The 18,603-nt window shown below is 31.9% G+C and carries 13 protein-coding genes; 5 read left to right on the plus strand and 8 right to left on the minus strand.

Annotated elements, in window-relative coordinates:
- Window positions 1-245: 245 nt before the first annotated feature.
- Window positions 246-1,886, minus strand: coding sequence for an AraC family transcriptional regulator (locus tag ACNQGJ_RS07945; RefSeq protein WP_417974953.1), 1,641 nt, complete (start codon window positions 1,884-1,886; stop codon window positions 246-248).
- Between the two features lie 388 nt (window positions 1,887-2,274).
- Here ACNQGJ_RS07945 and ACNQGJ_RS07950 point away from each other — a divergent pair, with 388 nt between their 5' ends.
- Window positions 2,275-2,604 carry a hypothetical protein gene (locus ACNQGJ_RS07950; RefSeq protein ID WP_417974951.1) on the plus strand — a complete coding sequence of 110 codons (330 nt, stop codon included), beginning with the start codon at window positions 2,275-2,277 and terminating at the stop codon, window positions 2,602-2,604.
- A gap of 77 nt (window positions 2,605-2,681) precedes the next feature.
- On the opposite strand, the gene ACNQGJ_RS07955 is transcribed toward ACNQGJ_RS07950, so the two are convergent.
- Window positions 2,682-3,527 carry an RteC domain-containing protein gene (locus ACNQGJ_RS07955; RefSeq protein WP_417974949.1) on the minus strand — a complete coding sequence of 282 codons (846 nt, stop codon included), beginning with the start codon at window positions 3,525-3,527 and terminating at the stop codon, window positions 2,682-2,684.
- Window positions 3,528-4,180: 653 nt separating this feature from the next.
- Here ACNQGJ_RS07955 and ACNQGJ_RS07960 point away from each other — a divergent pair.
- Window positions 4,181-5,305, plus strand: coding sequence for a DNA cytosine methyltransferase (locus ACNQGJ_RS07960; protein ID WP_417974947.1), 1,125 nt, complete (start codon window positions 4,181-4,183; stop codon window positions 5,303-5,305).
- Between the two features lie 18 nt (window positions 5,306-5,323).
- Here ACNQGJ_RS07960 and ACNQGJ_RS07965 read toward each other — a convergent pair whose 3' ends face one another.
- Genes ACNQGJ_RS07965 through ACNQGJ_RS07980 form a run of 4 tightly spaced genes read right to left on the minus strand, consistent with a single transcriptional unit; the run spans window position 5,324 to window position 12,378 of the window.
- Entirely contained in the window at window positions 5,324-7,366 is a 2,043-nt protein-coding gene (locus tag ACNQGJ_RS07965; protein ID WP_417974945.1) for an AIPR family protein, read from the minus strand.
- A gap of 11 nt (window positions 7,367-7,377) precedes the next feature.
- Window positions 7,378-8,322: a PD-(D/E)XK motif protein gene (locus tag ACNQGJ_RS07970; RefSeq protein ID WP_417974943.1), complete on the minus strand. Its 945-nt coding sequence runs from the start codon at window positions 8,320-8,322 to the stop codon at window positions 7,378-7,380.
- Window positions 8,315-10,966, minus strand: a complete 2,652-nt coding sequence (locus tag ACNQGJ_RS07975) for a Z1 domain-containing protein (RefSeq protein WP_417974941.1) — start codon at window positions 10,964-10,966, stop codon at window positions 8,315-8,317. The genes ACNQGJ_RS07970 and ACNQGJ_RS07975 overlap by 8 nt, the downstream gene beginning before the upstream one ends.
- Window positions 10,963-12,378, minus strand: coding sequence for an ATP-binding protein (locus tag ACNQGJ_RS07980; protein ID WP_417974939.1), 1,416 nt, complete (start codon window positions 12,376-12,378; stop codon window positions 10,963-10,965). Before ACNQGJ_RS07980 ends, ACNQGJ_RS07975 begins: the two co-directional genes overlap by 4 nt.
- 673 nt (window positions 12,379-13,051) lie before the next feature.
- On the opposite strand from ACNQGJ_RS07980, the gene ACNQGJ_RS07985 reads away from it, so the two are divergent.
- From ACNQGJ_RS07985 to ACNQGJ_RS07995, 3 genes are read left to right on the plus strand one after another with little or no spacing between them, the layout of a single operon-like run.
- Complete coding sequence (locus ACNQGJ_RS07985; RefSeq protein ID WP_417974937.1) at window positions 13,052-14,119, plus strand: HD domain-containing protein; 1,068 nt, start codon at window positions 13,052-13,054, stop codon at window positions 14,117-14,119.
- Window positions 14,120-14,121: 2 nt separating this feature from the next.
- Window positions 14,122-16,032, plus strand: coding sequence for an ORC-CDC6 family AAA ATPase (locus ACNQGJ_RS07990; RefSeq protein WP_417974935.1), 1,911 nt, complete (start codon window positions 14,122-14,124; stop codon window positions 16,030-16,032).
- 3 nt (window positions 16,033-16,035) lie between these two features.
- Window positions 16,036-16,992: a hypothetical protein gene (locus ACNQGJ_RS07995; RefSeq protein WP_417974933.1), complete on the plus strand. Its 957-nt coding sequence runs from the start codon at window positions 16,036-16,038 to the stop codon at window positions 16,990-16,992.
- Window positions 16,993-17,121: 129 nt separating this feature from the next.
- Here the strand turns inward: ACNQGJ_RS07995 and ACNQGJ_RS08000 are convergent, their stop codons facing one another.
- Window positions 17,122-17,586, minus strand: coding sequence for a hypothetical protein (locus ACNQGJ_RS08000; RefSeq protein WP_417974931.1), 465 nt, complete (start codon window positions 17,584-17,586; stop codon window positions 17,122-17,124).
- Window positions 17,587-17,960: 374 nt separating this feature from the next.
- A complete protein-coding gene (locus ACNQGJ_RS08005) occupies window positions 17,961-18,203 on the minus strand; it encodes a helix-turn-helix domain-containing protein (RefSeq protein WP_417974929.1) in 243 nt (80 codons plus the stop codon).
- Window positions 18,204-18,603: the final 400 nt, after the last annotated feature.

Genomic DNA, 18,603 nt, shown 5'->3' on the forward strand with positions numbered 1-18,603 from the left:
GCGAGTTAGAAGTACACATTAGTTCGATGATGCTTTATCAGTCAGCTTAGGGTCACTCCCTTCGGCCGGCGCTGAAATCCTTATCGTGATTTTCTGGTTTAAAAATATAAGGGCGGGTTGAAGTCGGAACTTACTTTGATTTTGCGTCGTCCTCGGGATTACTGCTGTGGCCAACACTGATAATCTTACCATGATATTTTGATATGGTAACTGTAAGGGTGTCTCAGATGATATCTTGTTATTATTTATGAATGTTGCTGGCTTCTTAATTTACTGATGAAGTAAGTGGGAGATAGGCCTGTTCGGTTATTGAATGCCCGCGTAAAGATTTGTGTGGAACCGAAACCGGATTCTTCACCCAGTGCCTTGTTGGTGTAATTGCGGTATTTGTTTTCGATTTTAAGTAATTCTATAATATGGTCAATCTTTAAATGGCTGATATAGTCAACGGTTCCTTTGTTTCGATATCGTGCTATAATTTTTGAAGCGTATTTCATATTCGTGTTTAATATTGAAGCCATTTTTGCTAAAGTCATGTCTTTTTCGAGATATTTTTTATTACGCTCAAATTTTTCTAGATTTTTTAGAATGGCGGCAACTACTTCGGGATTGATATCGAGTTCAGTTTCTTTATTAGTATTGTTTATAACTAATGATTGGTGCGTTTCGGGTTTGCGATTCATCAGCTCTTCAAATAATCTTTTATTTTTATAATGTCTGTGCATCAGTACCGCTATGATTACTGTCATTATCGAGACTACAATTGTCAAGTATTGTTCAATGTTTTTTTGTCTTTGAAATAATTTTTTTGTGTCGTATTCTTTGATTATTTTCCCCGAAAGGTATTTGTAATCTTTAAGTAGCACCTGGTCTACTTTTACGAGCGTGCTGACATAATATAACTCTAATTCTTTGTCGTTTCGTTGCTGATAATAATCAATTAATATTTCATAGGCTTCCCGTAAATGAGGACGTATGTACTTTTGTTTTTGGAACGCTTCATCTATCTTTTTTAAGTAGGGTAATGCCTTTTCCTGCAACTCTTGAGCCCAGTAACTTTTACCGATGTAAAAATAGGCCGTCGTTTCGTTTGTAAAATCTTTATTATCTATCACAACAGGCAGTGTCTTTGTCAATTTCTTTATTGCGTCCCTATAATTGTGTTTGAAATACTGATTTACTCCTTCGGAATGGATAAAGTAGGGCTCCATTTCTAAATTTTTAAATCGCACTCCCTCGTTCAGCCCCATTTGATTAATCTGGCTGCACAGCTTATATTTACCTATGCGGTTGTAACAAAGCCCTAAAGAGTGAAGTGAATTTAAATAGGCACGGTCATTTTTCTCCTTGAAATAGCTGACACATTCTTGAAATAATGCTGTTGCCTCATCGTAAAATCCAAGTTGATATTTGATCTGAGCAATAACATATTTTACTTTATATATTAGGTAGTGGTTGTTTGTCTTTGAAATGTATTCGTCCGCTATCAGGTAGCTGTCGAGGGCGTCCATGTGCTCTTTACGATCGAATTGTACAATCCCTTTTGTCATGTAGCTCGATCCGATTAATTCCATGTCGGCTGTCCGTTTCGCTGCTGTCAACATACTATCGGCATATACTAATTGTAGCTTATTATCGCTTGTATAAATTAAAGCTTTATAAGACTGGGTCATTTGACCGAAGTTTTTCTCCCGTTTTGCTTTAGTTAACCATGATTGTGCATACAGCTTTTCTTTGATGCTATCTTTTTCTTCATATCGTATGTTGTGGCTAAAATATTCATAGTTTTTAGCTGAAAGACTGTCCGGAATTACAAAATTATTTTGTTGTGCATAGGCATTATGACACAGGCATACCCAAAGTATAAGTAAGTAATTTTTCGTCATAGATCTAAAATATTGGGGGCTTACAGATTAGAAAATACAGAATTAGTGTATTGCATTATTCTATTCCTGTGCACTAAATGTAACTAAAATTACTTCATTGATGCAAGAATTACCTCAACAAATGGCTTTTCTATCTTGATGAGTACAAGTCGCTGGATGGTTGTTGTTTATCTAAAAATGTTACGTATTCAATTCGAGAATTGCGTATGGTAGATTCCCGAATCGAACAGTTATTGGCTTGCCGGGGAGGAAACGGCCCACTAGTTTTGCCCTGAATTCAAGCGGTTTTGTTATGAGTAAAACCAACAACCAACACTGTTCAGATTACCCCGGGAGAAATGAACTGATGAAAAAAAGTAATCAGTAACATTTAAAAACATTAACCAAAATGAAAAAATTCTATCCATGTCTTAGCACTTTAATTTGCTTGTCCTTTTTGTTTACACTTGATTCTTGCACTGCCGATTCTGTTTTTGTATCAGATGATACTTTAGACAAGGTAGATGCGAAGAATGAGAATCCTTATTATAATTCCAGAAAAGAAGATGTAGTGCCAGTCAATAGTGAGGATTTCTATGCCTCAGCCAAGCATATTCCTAATGCGTTAATGGAGACTCATCATGCGCCGGATAGTATTACGACTTATTCGACTACGGAAGCAGATAAGATTATTGACCCAGACTGGAAAAAGCTTATAACCCGCTTGGGTACCGAGTAGGGAACTGGATTTCAGTTTTATGATAGACAGTTTGTACAGTCAATTCTAAAAAGGTTGCTCATTTTGAGCAACCTTTTTTAATTTTCATCTGCTTTTTCCATCCGGATTATGAGTTTGTTTTTGAGTGTATTCAGAAATTTTGTTCTCTCGGATTTTCTGTTTCGAATTTCCAGAAAAACCCTATTGAACTGCCCTAAATCAATATTAAAAGAATACTCGAAAAAGCTTGTGACTTCTTTTAGTCCTGCGGTTCCGTTATTAAAAACGCCTTCGGTGTGAAGTGCATAAATCAACTCGATCAGTTCTACTTTTGATCCTGTCCATTTCGGGTCTTTATGGAGTGGGGAAGGTGATTGTATTGTTATTGTCTTTCGCTTTAATTTTGCTATTTGCTCCTCCAAAAAAACTTTTATCTCATCGTTGGCTAGTATGCGAGCTACTTTATAGTCATGAGAGGTAGAGAAGCGTTGGTCTGCTTGAAAATAATAACTGTCTACTAATAGCTTAAAATCATATTTTGCCCGTATAAAATATTTGTCATCGAGGTAGTTGTCAGCGGTACGGTAGTAACGGTAAAACGCCTGATTCTTCTCGAAAAAGACTTTTAATTTATTGAGTTCTGCTTTATAATATTTACCTATTGTTTTTTGAGACCCGAATGGCTTGTTGGTTTCAATAGTATAGATTTCGTTGTAGTAAATCAGTTTAGCCGCAAACTTTGGCTTGATGTCCCGGAAGAATTCTATTTCCTCTGTTTTGTTTAGCCTTTTATATTTTATGAAAAAGGTTTTTAGTGTCTCTAAGGCTGCAACGCTATTCTTTATTGCCTGCTCAGCCGATTGTATCGGATTTTCTGATTCCAGATGGATCAATTTTAATTGATGTTCTAATTCGGACATCAATGATTCAGCAAACAATTTCATTAGGACAGTTTTAGATTTACAATTTGACCGATTCAGTACTTGAATGGGAGGCAAATCTATTTGATGGTTGCTTGGGTTGCAAATGGTGTGGTGTTCGATTCCCGAATTGAATAGTGAAATTCCGGAATTGCATAGCGGTTATAATTTGTTTTTTTTCTTGTTACTGACTCTATGTTGATAGTTTTTGTAATTATGCGGTAAATGATAGTTTTAACGACCACAAAAATGATGTTTTTGGAAAAGTTGGGAGACTTTTATTGCGTTTAGGACTTTTAAGAATTAAAAAAAGCGTAAATTCATAAAGCTTTACCAAGTGGGTAATTAAGTGCTGATTTTACAAAATATTATAATAACGTAACACTATTCTATCTGTAGTAAATTGAAAAATGATTGATTTATTCTAAAAAGGCATCTGTTTTTTCTATTTCTTAACCTATTATGAGATGAATATTTTAAAAAAAAGATTAAAAAAAATCTTAACAAGCTAAGGCTGTTTTTTTTATGTAACAATTTGATAATATTATGCTTACAGGATAAAAAAAATATTGAAGTTATTAATAAATATACTTAAGTTTGTAACTCAAGCATATTATATCTATAATTTTATAATAGATATTTTTTATATAAATATTTTCTTACATTAAAAATTGTATATGAAATGTACCGAAGAAGTTGAGAGCGATAAATATATTAATAATAAAAGTAATCTTAACTTTGATGCTGTAGACATTTTTAGTGGTGCTGGAGGGTTAAGTATTGGAGCCGAAAGAGCGGGGTTAAATATTGCCATTGCAGTTGAAAAAGATGTTTATGCTGCTGAAACTTTTTTGCATAATCATCCTTTCGCTAAAATATTGTGTAACGACATTTGTGACATTAAACCTTTAGACCATACTAGTGTTAATCCTTTTATAGTATTTGGTGGACCGCCTTGCCAGGGGTTTTCTACATCTAATACAAAAACAAGGTCATTAAAAAATGCAAATAACTTTTTATTTCATCAGTTTCTTAGGTTTGTTGAAGAATTGCAACCATCTTGGTTTTTGTTTGAAAATGTTGAAGGAATAACCTCATTTGACAGTGGTAATACTGTAAAAGAAATCAAGAGATTATTCGGGGAGTTAGGTTATAGTACAACTGAACAGGTTTTATTTGCTTCAGATTATGGAGTGCCACAACATAGAAATCGATTTATAATGGTGGGTAACCGGCTAGGAATTGATTTTAAATTTCCAGAGAAATTTGATTATAAAGTATCCGTTGAAGATGCTATTTCTGATTTGCCATCACTTAAAAATGGAGATAGTATTAATGAACTTTCCTATTCAAAAAAAATATCAGAATCCAGTGATTACGCTAAGTTGATGAGAAAAAATTCAACTAAATCGTTTCAAAATTTTGTGTCCAGAAATAGAGATTATGTTTTGGAAAGATACAAGCATATTGGACAAGGTCAAAATTGGAAGGCGATTCCTGATGAATTAATGCAAAATTATACAGATAAGAATAATTGTCATAGTGGTATTTATAAACGTCTAAATTCAACAATACCTTCTGTAGTTATTTCTAATTATAGAAAGAATATGCTAATACATCCTTTTGAAGATAGAGGATTGTCGGTTAGAGAGGCAGCACGGCTTCAAAGTTTTCCGGATAATTTTATTTTTAAAGGAACATTATCTCATATACAACAACAAATAGGTAACGCTGTTCCACCTTTATTGGCAGAAGCCATTTTTAAAGCGATTAAGCTTCAGCATAGACAAGCTATTGATTAAGCTAATAAATAAAAATTGTTAAGTTAGTTTTAAACCTTCGTCTTCCGCTACTTTTTTTAGATTGTATAGTATTGCTGATTGTTTTTCTGACGGCAGTGAGATTTTCCCGCTTCCCATTTTAAATAAAATATCAGCTTGCATACTTGATAATTTTAATTCAGATTTATCTGCCGAATAATAGCTATTGAGCTTCTTCCAAGCTTCGATAGGAGTATTTATAATCTTAATTTGTATTTCTATTCCGGTATCGACCACTTTTTTCTTTTTCTCTTCTTTCTGGATGTATTTGATTTCTTGATTGTCTACAAACAGGGAATTATCTAGATTTTTAAATTCGACTTTTAATTCCTTTACACTTTCCCAACATTTTGCGTTTTTGGTCCATTGACTTATGTTCGCGAATCCTGCAGGTGGCGAAGTTATTTTAAAATATACCTTATTAGCAATTGTATCCAAGATGTTAAATAATGTTTCAGGGATAACTTGATTCTCCCAAATATTATTAAAGTTTAAATTGAACCCCATTTCTTTAACTATAAAAGAAAGATACGCCATACTATAGGTCACCGTTTGAGCTCTGAACCCCCCATCGTACCAGGTTGATTTTGTAATTAGCCTTTCTATAGTGCGAAACATGATAATTCTTGCTATAGCATCTTTAAAATATGATTCTGTTATTGCTAAGTTATCATTTTCCAATATCTCACTAATATTATCGGCAAATCTTTTGAAACTATCTTGTGCCCCTTTCGAAACAATATCAGGTCTTTGATTCCAAGAATTCTCTGCTTTGGAAAGTAGCGTTTTATCAATTAATTGATGCTTTGGATTTTCGAGAAGAAATTTCCTTTTGTCAAAAGCAGAAAGATAGGCTTGGTTATTCAAATATTCACCTCTAACTCTCTCATAATACCAATGTGTCCTTCTTTGTAAACCTTCGGCTGCTGGCGCAAAAATTCTAGTCGAATAATCTTTCATATCTTTATGAAATGGACTGTTAGAAAAGAAATCGGAGTTATTGATTTTATTTTGAGTATTTGCATACTCGGCTACTTTCGAAACAAAATCATCTTGATTATTTAGTTCTTTAACAACAGATAATTTCATTTGTACAGAAACTTTTGAAACATCAATTTTAGAAACCTTATTAGCAGAATAAATAGCAGAGGTAGTTTGACCACCATTCACAATCTGGAAATTTTTAATTAAGTTGATGTTACCATTATCTCCAAATTCAACAGAGGAGGCAGTTGCTGTTATACCATTATTATAAGCAAAAAACATTTCAGGTGCTGTTTCAATAGTATTACGTAATCCTCTATTTACACCTCCTCGGAATTGAAGAAAAGTTCTAACATTTTGTTCAAATAGTTTTTGGCCATAGTCTTCATAAATATCAACAAGAATGCTTCCATTAATTACAGCTAAATACGACTGATAAGCATCACTATCATGATTAATTTTAAGGTATGGTAAATTAACTTTTACTTCAAATTCGCCAATTCCATTGGCTGAAGTATAAATCTTATGGAGGTATTCAATATCAACTATTCTAAATTCCACAGGAATATTCAAAAAAGTTTCAGAGAAAATATCTTTTAGCGTTCTTGTTACTTTTCCATCTGTCAATAACATTAATCGAACTTTTAAAATCTGATTTCTGTCTTGATATTTTTTTAAATTATATGCCATAGAATAGGCATCAGATGTTTCTTCCATTTGAGAATGAAAACCTTCAAAGCTTTTTTTTAAGAACGATTTCATTCTGGTAAACTTTGAATCTAATTGGGTCCTTGTCAAAGTCTGTATTACATCATCTTGAAAATATTGGTGATTTAGAATTGTTAGAACTCCTCTTTCTTCATCGAAATCAAATCCAAATGCTTCAGTACCTTTTTTAATATATTCTGCATAAGTATAATTTTTAGTTAAATCCCCTATTGAGACAAGATCTTCACAAACAATTTCGAAAAATGCTTGTGGTCTTAGCAATGTTCTACTTTCAGCATCACTAAGAATAGATTGTGTAAAATATTGATGAAATTCTTCAAGACTAATCATGTAATTATAATTTAGATTATACTATTTACATCTATTTCAAACCTTGTACAAAGTTGAAGGTCAATAATGTAATTGACAGCAATTATTTCTGAAGGAGTTTGATGTGGTAAGATTCTTGGAAAATCTTTTTCTACTGTAAATCCTCGTTCACTATCAACAACAAATTTATACATAACATCATAAACCATTCCAGGCATATACCCAAATTCAATCAGTTTTTGTTCAAATGATTGAATGACTGTCACAGATTCGGATGAAAACAAATTATCCAATTCGTTAATTAAATCAGCTATTGATTTCCCATTTTTAGCTTCTGTCAAGCCATAGGCGACTAAGAATAAAGGTTTATCATTTGAAAATAACTGATGAGATGATGAAATGGTAACTTGAGGACCTCTACTCGTTTTATATGATTTTATTTCAATAACTAAGTCCGCAAAAGAAAAATCTTGTTTATCTGCTTCGGGACCACCCCAAGCTGTTATCGTTGCCGTTGCACCTCTACTCGGAATAAGTACATTTTTTAGAAAAAATAATTCAGCAAACAAACCCATTTGCATCATTAATGATAAAGAAACCACCGCATTTTGCATTAAAAATGCCTGCCAACGTTTTAGTCTGTTTTCAACTGCAATTACCATTTTTTCATTACTTGGGCATGAGGCGCATATTGAGATTATATCTTTACATACTGATAGAAAAAGTTCCCAGTCATCTTGACGATTGACAATTAGAAATAATTCTCCATTGTTTTCATGATTTCTTTTTATAAACGAAATGCCTCTTAGTTTGATATCAATTTCGATATTCTTGAATTCTTCCGTAGTTTTTAAATAAAAACCGTAATCCCCTTTTTGGTCTATCATCCAAAATAAGTTATGAATAATTTCAGAATCAACTCTTCGAGCAGAATCTGGCAGCATATTCAGCCATGGGTTGAGTAGTTTATCAGTCATCACTTTCTTTATCTGCTTCTATTTCTTTGAGTAGATTGCTATAATATACTGTATTAATTTTCAATGTTACAGTGTTGTCATTTGTGATGTCACCAGGAAAACTTATTCCAAATGCTGGCAAAACATCAACGGTTAATGTTGATAATTTTGATGTAGGCTCAAGAATGTGTAGTCTCAGTAATGGACGAGGTAAAAGTCTTCGAGCTTGCGGTCTATCAGTTCCTACTTGTTTTCTTTCTGACTCTTGTAAGGAAATTGCTTCACTCGTTCCCGAAGAAACCTGTCTGTTTTCAAGCTGATAATTTCCATCGTCATCTAGACGGACAAAACGTTTTTCTTTTTGTATAGTAACATCTTCGGAAACCCTAAAACTAACTCCTAGACCACTGAATAATGCAATGTCCCAATTGGTTTCATTTTCTTCAATGTACCTTTTTACAAAACTAACAGGCATTCTTGCCATTAATCCTAATGGGTCATTTTGAAATGTAATAAATTTTTCAAGAAAATTGAAGATTAATTGTCGATCGATATCCCTCCAAAGATAATGGCTTATTACCCGTTCAGGTTCTTTAGATAACAATCCTACGAGGTGTCCAATAGTTTCCAAATTCTTTTTAATGTCCTCTGGCTTTGAACTTATAACACTTGTCTCCTTCCCTTTACCATTAAGTTGCATCGAATAAGTAAATTCTCGGACGTTTTTTTGTTTGTTCCTTGCTGTAATCTGTAATGCACTGCTTGGATTTTGCTTAATTGCTAACCCAAATTTTTCTGGAGTCATATTATTATCAGCCATTATTTTAAAGTCATCCATGAGTTCTTCAGTTGCAGAAATTATTTCTGCAAAATCAACAATTTTATTATAAGGCATATAAATTTTGCATAAATCTTCATAACCTGACCTATAACCAAACCATCTTCCCATCTGCATTAAGGTATCATAAAATACGGTATTTCTTAAAAAATAACTTACACTTAATCCTTCGAGTGTATATCCTCTTGCTAAACTTGTTCCGCCAATTACTATTGCATTTGTTGGGATATCTTTTCTATATTCCAAAGGAACTGTTGTTTTCTGATGTACTTCACGGATTAATATTGTACTTACTTGATCTGTTAAGGTATTTAAGACTTCGTCCCATGAAAATTCATCTTGATTGAAATATTTTATATAAGTGTCCCACAAATCTTGAATATAAATACTTTGATTTTTCGCATCGTTTAGTTTGCCATATGCAATAATATCTTCTTGTATAAAATCAAGATAATTTGTTATCTCGATTGCAATTTTTTGATGAACTGCTGTAAAGCGAGTTGCATGAACTAACATACTATTATGACTATTTGCATATCCACGTAGATTTCTAACTGCTATATTTAAAAGAAATACTTGGATTGCTTCTTTTAAACTATTTGGAATTGATGCTATTTCAAGATCTTTTTTATGTCCTGTCGGTAAATCATTTTCATTGTCAGTCACCTCTATCAAATGTCTTCCATCTGTGTCTAAGAAAATTTTTCGAGCTCCAAAGTAATTTGTTGGGGCATCTAGTGCATAAATAAAGTCTTTGGGGAATAAATCACGTCCAATACTTTCGTTTTCGGCTTCATGGTCAATAAAAATATTTGCATAAGGTGTTGCGGTATAAGCTACATAAGCACTACGTGAAAACAAGCTTAGTAATCGTCTTATTCCTCCGTTTATTGCCGTTGGATCTTCTTCTTCTTTAGTATTTACAGATGCGTAGTCGGATTCATCATCAATAACAAGCATTGCATGGTCTGCAACTTTATTTTTATATTGTTTTTCTAACCAGCTAATTACACTTTTTAATGTTGAAGTGTTCTTTTTAATAACAATTAAAACAGGTACATTTATAGTTTCAAAATTAACACCTTGTGAGGCCCTATCTGCATCATGCCTATTAAAATCTCTAAGCACCGTTGTAAGACTGTAAGGGGTTTGGTTTTTATCTGAAGTTCCTTTTCCAGCACCGACTTGTACACCATTAGTTTGCCCAACAAAAGCTTCGTTTAAGCGCTCTTGAGTCTGATTTCTCAGATTGTTCATTCCTCCTGCAATGACAACAATAAATTTATAGCCAGCATCAGCAGCCTTGCAAACTAATCCTGAATAATTACCTGTTTTGCCTGACTGCACATGACCAACCACCATTCCGTATCTTGAAAAATGTGTCACATTAGGGTTTTCAATATTATTCATTACGATATCGGTATCGTCATCAATTGCTTTTACAACACCCGTAGGCAAGAAAGATGAAATATGGTTTTTATACCTTTCCCAATAATATTTTTTATTTCGCTGTTTTTCAACACCTGTCCACCATGTATTGTCACGTTCTTGTTGTTCGGCACCTTGAATAAGAATACCTGCTTCCATTTTTACGTCGAAATGTGTTTCGAGTTCACGGATTATTCTTTTCCAGTCATTGTCTTCCAATTCAGGGAGAGATTCTATTGCAATTACCTTTGCAAACATTTCATAGCCAATTTGAGCTATCACTAATTTAGTATTCTTTACCTCCTCTTCAATTTTATTTTCCGGCAATGTTCCATCAATCTTTTTAAGATTGTTGAAAACATGTTCTTTAATAGCTAAATACCCTGTTGTAGTACTCATGATTTAAATATTTCTGGTCGATTTTTAAATATTTCTGTCTTTAATAATTCTTGTTTATATTCCTCACTTAAACCTGATTCTTGAAGCATAATAAATAATTTATTAATATCATCTTCAGTTAAAGCACTTTCTTGCTTTATTGAATGAGGATCCGTCTGTAATTTTGATTGGATAGCGTCTAACGGTAAGTATGCTTGCACACCGTTTAAATAATATTTTAGTTTTTCTTTTTGGTAATCATCGAGACTAGACAGTAGATTAATAAATAATGGATGGCTCTGATTTATTGCAAAGCGGAAATTCTCTTTCACTGGAAATGTTTCCCAAAATTGGATGATTGATTTATCTTCTATTTTTTTTCCTCTTGCCGAAAATGGTCGAGCACCTTTGTCAGTAACCTGCGAAATTATGCGACGCAAATCAGATTTTATAATATCAGCTGGTCTTGCCATTGATTTTTTTATATCAATACCCCAATGAGAATCCATTGAATTTGGTATTTCAATCCTAACTCTTATGAGTTTATGTGCATCAACCGCCTTATGAAGTCCCCACCAGGTTCCATAGATTATTATTCTGTTTTGGCGATACAGATAAAAACCTTGAGACTTTACATAACCTTCCTCTGTTGCATACAATTCATATTCTTGTTGTGATATTTTTGAATGATGAGGCAGTATGAATGGTTGTATAGAAACACTTGAGCCGTATATGTTTATTTTTTCAGATGTGATTTGTTGTGTTGCAGGGTGATTAATGTTAAAAGGATTAAATGCTTTAACCGGGTTGTTGTTTACATGGATCTTTAATTTTTTTAGAGGCATTTGACCTTCTAAAAATTTATGAAAAACCAAGGATAAATGTTTTCGTAACTTATCAATCATTTCTGCAAAATTTGCCGAAGGAATTTTATCAATCTCTTCCCAAATTACCAAGGTGCCTCTATCTAGTTTAGCAAATTCATCATAAAGTGGGAAATCGTTATAATTCTGAGGTGTAATTAAAAACCATTCATTTTTTTTAGCGATATAATTTAAGTCCCACTGACGACATGAAATCTGTCCTTTTCTTTTAGTAACAACTGTGAGTTTTTTACATTGCGAAAATGAAGCCGTTTTAAGTCCTAATCCAAATCTGCCCAAATCATTTTTGCTACGGATATCTTGTGGGTTTGTGTTGGCAAGTCTCATTGCTTCAATAAGCATTTCTTCAGACATCCCATTTCCGTTATCTAGGATTGCGAAAGAGATACAGGGCTTTGTGACAGCATAAATATAGATTTCGGAACTGTTTGCGGTTATGCTATTATCTATTAAATCAGCCACTGCCACTTCTGTTGAATAACCAATTTCTCTTAATGAGTCAATGAAATTACCAACATTTGGAGATACTATTTGAGTTTTTAGGGGCATTTATAGGTTATAAAAATTGAATTTATACAATGCTAATATATAACTAATATATGATTAATACATATAAAATTCTTATAACAAATAATGTAAATTTCTTATTTAGTCCTTCAGAAATAACGTCCTGTTGTTGGATTTTTTGTAATCTATAAAGCAAAACATCGCCTTAATTACCTTTGATAATGAATTATTACGTCTTAAAGACCTGTCACGGTTAGAAGAACTATTTAAAATTAGAATACAAGATATAATTGAAATTTTTGAATTGCAGATAAAAAGTATTCGGACATAGCGACATGGTAGTTGCTTCTGGGTTAATGTTCATTTTAAAATAATTATGAAACACATTTGAATCATTTGTCCTTTTTCTTACCTTGCGTTCCTATTTAACTTTATAATAAATGCTGTATTTGATCTATTATTATTAGTAAAAGTATTGTTTGAAGGACAAAACGTATTGTTTTTGCACGCAAATATTGGTGCTCTTAATTAATAAATTGAAAGTAAATAAAGAAAAAAAATATAGTCATTAATCAAGAAGATTTACAAAATTGACTATATGACAGATATTTTTGTTTTCTTTTGTTCATAATATTGGTTAGAAACAATAAGAGGTAAACTTCAATTTAGTTACTTTTGAAAAAAAATGTCGAGAATAAAATATTTAAATATTTAAATGGATTTAACATTTCATAGTAACAATATTGAAACTTGGTTTCTTGATAGAAAGCCTAGTGATTTTCCTGATAATGGAAATAATTACATTGCAAATTATAACGTAATTAAAGATAAATTAAAACCAATACATAAACAAGTTACTGCAGGAGCAGACAGTGTTAACAATACTTCTTTGACATGGCATGATGAATGTCATATAAATAAAGTAATAAAGCAAGCTTCAAAATTATTAAGCTATACGCACACAAATATAACTGCATTTGAGGCCTTTGTTTTATTAGTTGCAATTCAGATTCATGATATCAAAAATATTCAAGGGCGTGAAGAACACGAAAATAAAGCTACAGAAATATTTTACGACTTAGGTATTGGTGGACTCATTGATTCAATTTTATTAAAAAACATAGGCTTTATTGTTAGTTGCCACTCAGGTTCAATCACTGTTGACGGAAAGCAACATAAGGATAAGATAAACTTATTATCACCTGAACTATACAGAGATGAAAAGGTAATACATTTGCGGTTTTTAGCAGCGGTTTTAAGGCTTGCAGATGAATATGCTGATGATGCCGAAAGGGCAATGGTTTATTTACTTGAACATGGCATGATAGCCCAAGGGAGTATAATTCATCAGAAACATGCACAATGTTTAGGAAATGTGGGTTTATCACCTGACACAGGAAAAGTATATTTTGACTATCATCTTACAATGGAGGATGCTTTAGAAACATTCCCTAAATATGTAAAAGAAACAGACAGCTTTACAGAAGCGTATTTACTTGATGAAATTTTTGAACGAACGGTAAAATCACATTACGAAACGGTTTACTGCATGAGATATTTGAGACCGTATATTTCAATTAATAAAATAAGTGTTAGTATTGAGATAGAACATCTAAAACTGCATGAGCAACTTAAAATAGCCTATGAACTGGAAGAAACGGGATATCCTACTGATAATTTGACAATTATGGAACTTGCAAAAAAGGATCTAAAATGTGAAGGTGGTTACTGGACCGGTCAAACATTAAAAATCCATCTGGCTAATAATCTAATAAAAGTATAAATGTGGAAGTACTAAAAGAAAACCCTTTTGTTGTTTTGACTCCTGATGATAAAGGTTTTCATAACGAAATAGAATTAAGTAATGCCCAAATCATTCATAAATTATTTGTAGATGTATTTGAAGATTTTAAATCTATTCCGCAACAAGGACATGTATTTCTAAATGGACCAAGGGGTTCAGGCAAAAGTATGATGTTTAGATTTTTACTCCCCGATTGTCAGCTAATCGACAAAGAAACTATTCATTATAATGAACTGCCCTTCTTCTCTATTCATATTCCAATAAAACTGACGAGCATCAACAATCCAGAGTATGAACTGATAAAAGACTACGGTAATTCAATTTTTAATGAACACGTATTATGTATTTATTTCGCCGACTTAATATTTGATTCATTCACAAAACTTAATTTCAAGAATATAGATAAAGACCTTCTTTTAAATGAAATAAAAGATTTTTATAGTAAAAATTTTTTAAAACGTTTAAGACAGTGCGGAGGCGATATAAAAACATTGCCGGATTTTAATCCTCAAAGTCCACAAGAGGCTTTTGTCATAATTCAAGAGATTTGCTCAGATATTTTCGTTGAAGCTAATCAATATCTTAAAAGAAATGTACAAAACTTAAAATTTCCTAATCAGTTTAGTGCTGTACAATATAACGGTCCATTGTGCGATTATCTGTCTTTTTTATTTCCATTATTGAAAGATTTAAAACAAATTTCTTCATTATTTCCGAACAAGCCGTTCTTTTTGCTTATAGACGATGCAGATAATTTGACAGACGCTCAAGTTGTTGTTTTAAATACTTGGGTGTCTTACCGTACAAATTCAGAAGTATCATTAAAAATATCAACTCAATTAAATTATCCAAGTTATAATACTATTAACGGAACTAATATAGACAGCCCTCATGACTATTACGATATTAATATTTTAACTACTTACTCATCTTCAAAAGATATTTATAATAAACGTGTTAGGCAGATTATTGAAAGACGTCTAAATTTTTTTTATGAGGGCAAGGGATTAGATATTTCTCCAGATGACTTTTTTCCAAATGATTTAGAACAGGAAAAAAGAATTAATATTATAAAAGAATGCTTAAGAGAAAATTATAACGAAGGAAACGGTAGAGGCGCTACTGTAAATGATGATATAAAAAGGTATGCTATTCCAGATTATATAAAAAGTTTGAAGGGTACTTCTAAATCGGGTTCTACTTTTAAATACGCAGGATTTGATATGTTGGTAAGTATTTCGTCTGGTGTAATAAGACATTTTTTGACTCCAGCTTCTAAAATGTTTAACGCACAATTTAGAGATTTAAAATTAAAAAATGATAAATTACAACCAATAGACGTTCTACTAATAGAGCCTTCAATTCAAAATGAAGAAATTCGAAACTATTCAATTGTACAGCTCTTTGACGAATATGATAAGTATACGAAAGATAAACTACAACTGGCGAAAGATGAAAAATATCTCTCCAAAATTGCGAAATTGCGAAATTTAATAGAATCGGTAGGTGGTTTATTTAGTGAGTATATAACATCTACTGACAGGAGTGAGAGAAAAGTATTTTCATTTGCAATTACAGGTTTTGTTGATCCTGAACTTAAAGAGGTTATCGATTTAGGTGTTAGATTAGGTTATTTTCATAAGTCAACGATTGGTAAGAAAAATGGAACTGGTAAAACGAGGTTATATGTTTTAAGCAGAATATTAGCTCCTCATTTTCTATTGGATCCGACAAGTTTCGCTGGCTATCAATTTTTCACTTCTGAAAAGTTGATGAGAGCAATGTTGAAACCAGATTCTTTTATAAAAGAAATGCTAAAAATTAAAGAAGGGGAAGAAGAGAAAGAAACATTACAAGCAAAGTTTGATTTTGATTATCCATTAGAAAATTGAGTTATGACTGATACATTAGATAAATTAAAAGATTCTTTCGATAGTAGTTATGACGTTTTTATAGTCTCTGCGAGTTATGAAGAACGTTGTCTTTCAATTATTAAAAATATTGAAACAGAAATTTCTTTTGGGTATAAAATTGTTTCTGTAAGTACGCCACATAAAGAATTGATAAGCGATAACTTAAATATCTTTCTAGAAAAAGATTTTACTGTTGTTGAAGTGGATAATTCTGATCAAGTAGGAACAATGATGAGCTTACTCTCTCCAATAATAGATATTCTGGAAGATAATGAAGACGCTTCGTTTTTAGTTGATATAACTACTTTTACTAGACAGACTCTTTTAATTTTATTGCGCTTACTTAGAAACATTTTAACAACAAAAAATCTTGTACAATTCGTATACGCTCCTGCAAAAGAATACTCTATTGGTCTAAAACATTGTGACAAATGGTTAACACAGGGAATATTAGAAGTCAATTCTGTATTTGGATATTCGGGTGTTATAAGGCCATCAAGGCCTTATCATTTAATTATACTTTTAGGATTTGAAGTTGAAAGAGCATCTTCACTCATTGATGCGTATGAACCAACAAAAATAAGTATCGGTTATGCAAAGAAATTAGATTCTTTAAGTCCTGAAGATTATGAATTAAATAAGGAAAAATGTAAAGAATTATTATTAGAATATCCAATAGCTGAATATTTTGAGTTTTCCTGTGTCCATGTTGAGGAGTGCAAAACTGAAATATTAAATCAAGTCCGCAAGCATGGAAAAAGTAATGTTATTATTTCACCTATGAATAATAAAATATCTACAGTTGCCTGTGCTTTAGCAGCATTTGAAAATGAAGAGATTCAGTTAGCAATTGCTATTCCTGCGACCTATAATCATGAAAATTATTCTTCGTCTGGAACCAGTTTTCATATACTTGAAGTGACTGATTTTATTAAATAGTTTAATTTCCCTATTCAGCTTTTAAGAAAAAACTATAACCTTTTAAACACGTAAAGGTTTATTGTAAACATATTAAACCATATTACCAAATATTTTCAGGTACTGCAATGCGGAATTCATTTATAAGTTCTATTTTGTAAATAACAATATTTGGTAATTTCCTCGGTTAGATTTAAATGAAAAACCTGTTTGTTGAAATCCATATTTTTTTAATAAGTGAATCATTTTTTCATTCTTTTCTCGTACAGTTGCGTAAATATTTTTCTCTAAACTCGTTAATAATTCAACGATTTTATTTCCACTTCCACTTTTTAAACTGACTATCCAACCTAATTCAAAATTATATTCACTTGAATCCTTTTTGGAGTTCGACAAAGCAAAAACTTTCTCTTTATATTTTTTATTAGGAATTTTTAGAGCACCGATTCCATCTATATTTTCTTTATTACCAAGAATTATAATTTTTGGATTCTTGTCTATTAAACTTTTAAATGAATCTTCAGATACTTCACCAGCATTAATTAATATTTTTTTAAAAAGAATAATTTCACTTTCCGAAAAATCCTTTGCTTCTTTATAATCGTATTTTATCATCTCATTTTTTTTTCAAACATACAAAACCATTTCTACTATTCTTTATGGTTTTCCTCATGCAAAATACAGTAAATAAAAAAGATGCCTTACTAGCATCTTTCATTATTTTTTTCGTCTATCCTTCCAGCTATCATTATAATGCCTATTCCTCAAATGTTCATAAAACTTCCCTGTCACATAAAGACCTAAAAACCAGACCACAATTAGCCCTATAATTTCATACCATTTCATATTTTGAATCTTTAATTAAGTTCAAAATAGGTGTTTAAATTTTTTATGTGATATGCATTTTGGAAAATTCAATATGCAATTTGGGAGTATTTCTTAAAAATAATAAAAGATGCCTCACAGCACCTTATTTATTTATAATCCAATTATTCTTTTTTTAAATCAAATTCAAAATCAAACAATTCCTTAGGAGGTATTTCTAAACCTTTTGCAATGGAGATTATTGTTCCCATTGATGCTCCATGTTCCCCATTCAATACTCTGTAAACTTGTTTAGGCTCAATCTTTCCTATAGATGCCACTGTCATGACATCTTTTCCATATTTAGTTAGAAGAACCTGCAGATTCTCTCCAAATTTTATATAATATTTTTTTCTAATTTCTTTCACAATGTGAAATTGATGCAAATTGCAGAGAAATAATTGTCAAATTTGACAATGCAAAGAATATATTTCATATATTTGCTTTTTAGATTATGTATTTATTTGAAATAATAGATAATCATTTATTAAATTTGCGATTCTTCATAAAAAAACATTTGAAGCATTCGCTTAGAATCTCGCCTTAGGAAACTGGTAATTTTGCAACGAGATAATAAGTACGATGCTCACGTCCCATGGCGTGGGCTCACTTATTGTTGCACGGTATACCAGTACCTCTGAGGCAGTAAGCTGAGTTCCATGCCATTTTTTTGGCCACTATTTTGGCCACACTCAACTTCATTCTTAGCGCTACATCTTCATTTATTAAGTCTCGCACCAGTTTAAACCGCTAAAACCCGCGTGCCTA

The organism is Flavobacterium cryophilum (assembly GCF_048286555.1).
In the GTDB taxonomy this organism is placed as follows: domain Bacteria; phylum Bacteroidota; class Bacteroidia; order Flavobacteriales; family Flavobacteriaceae; genus Flavobacterium.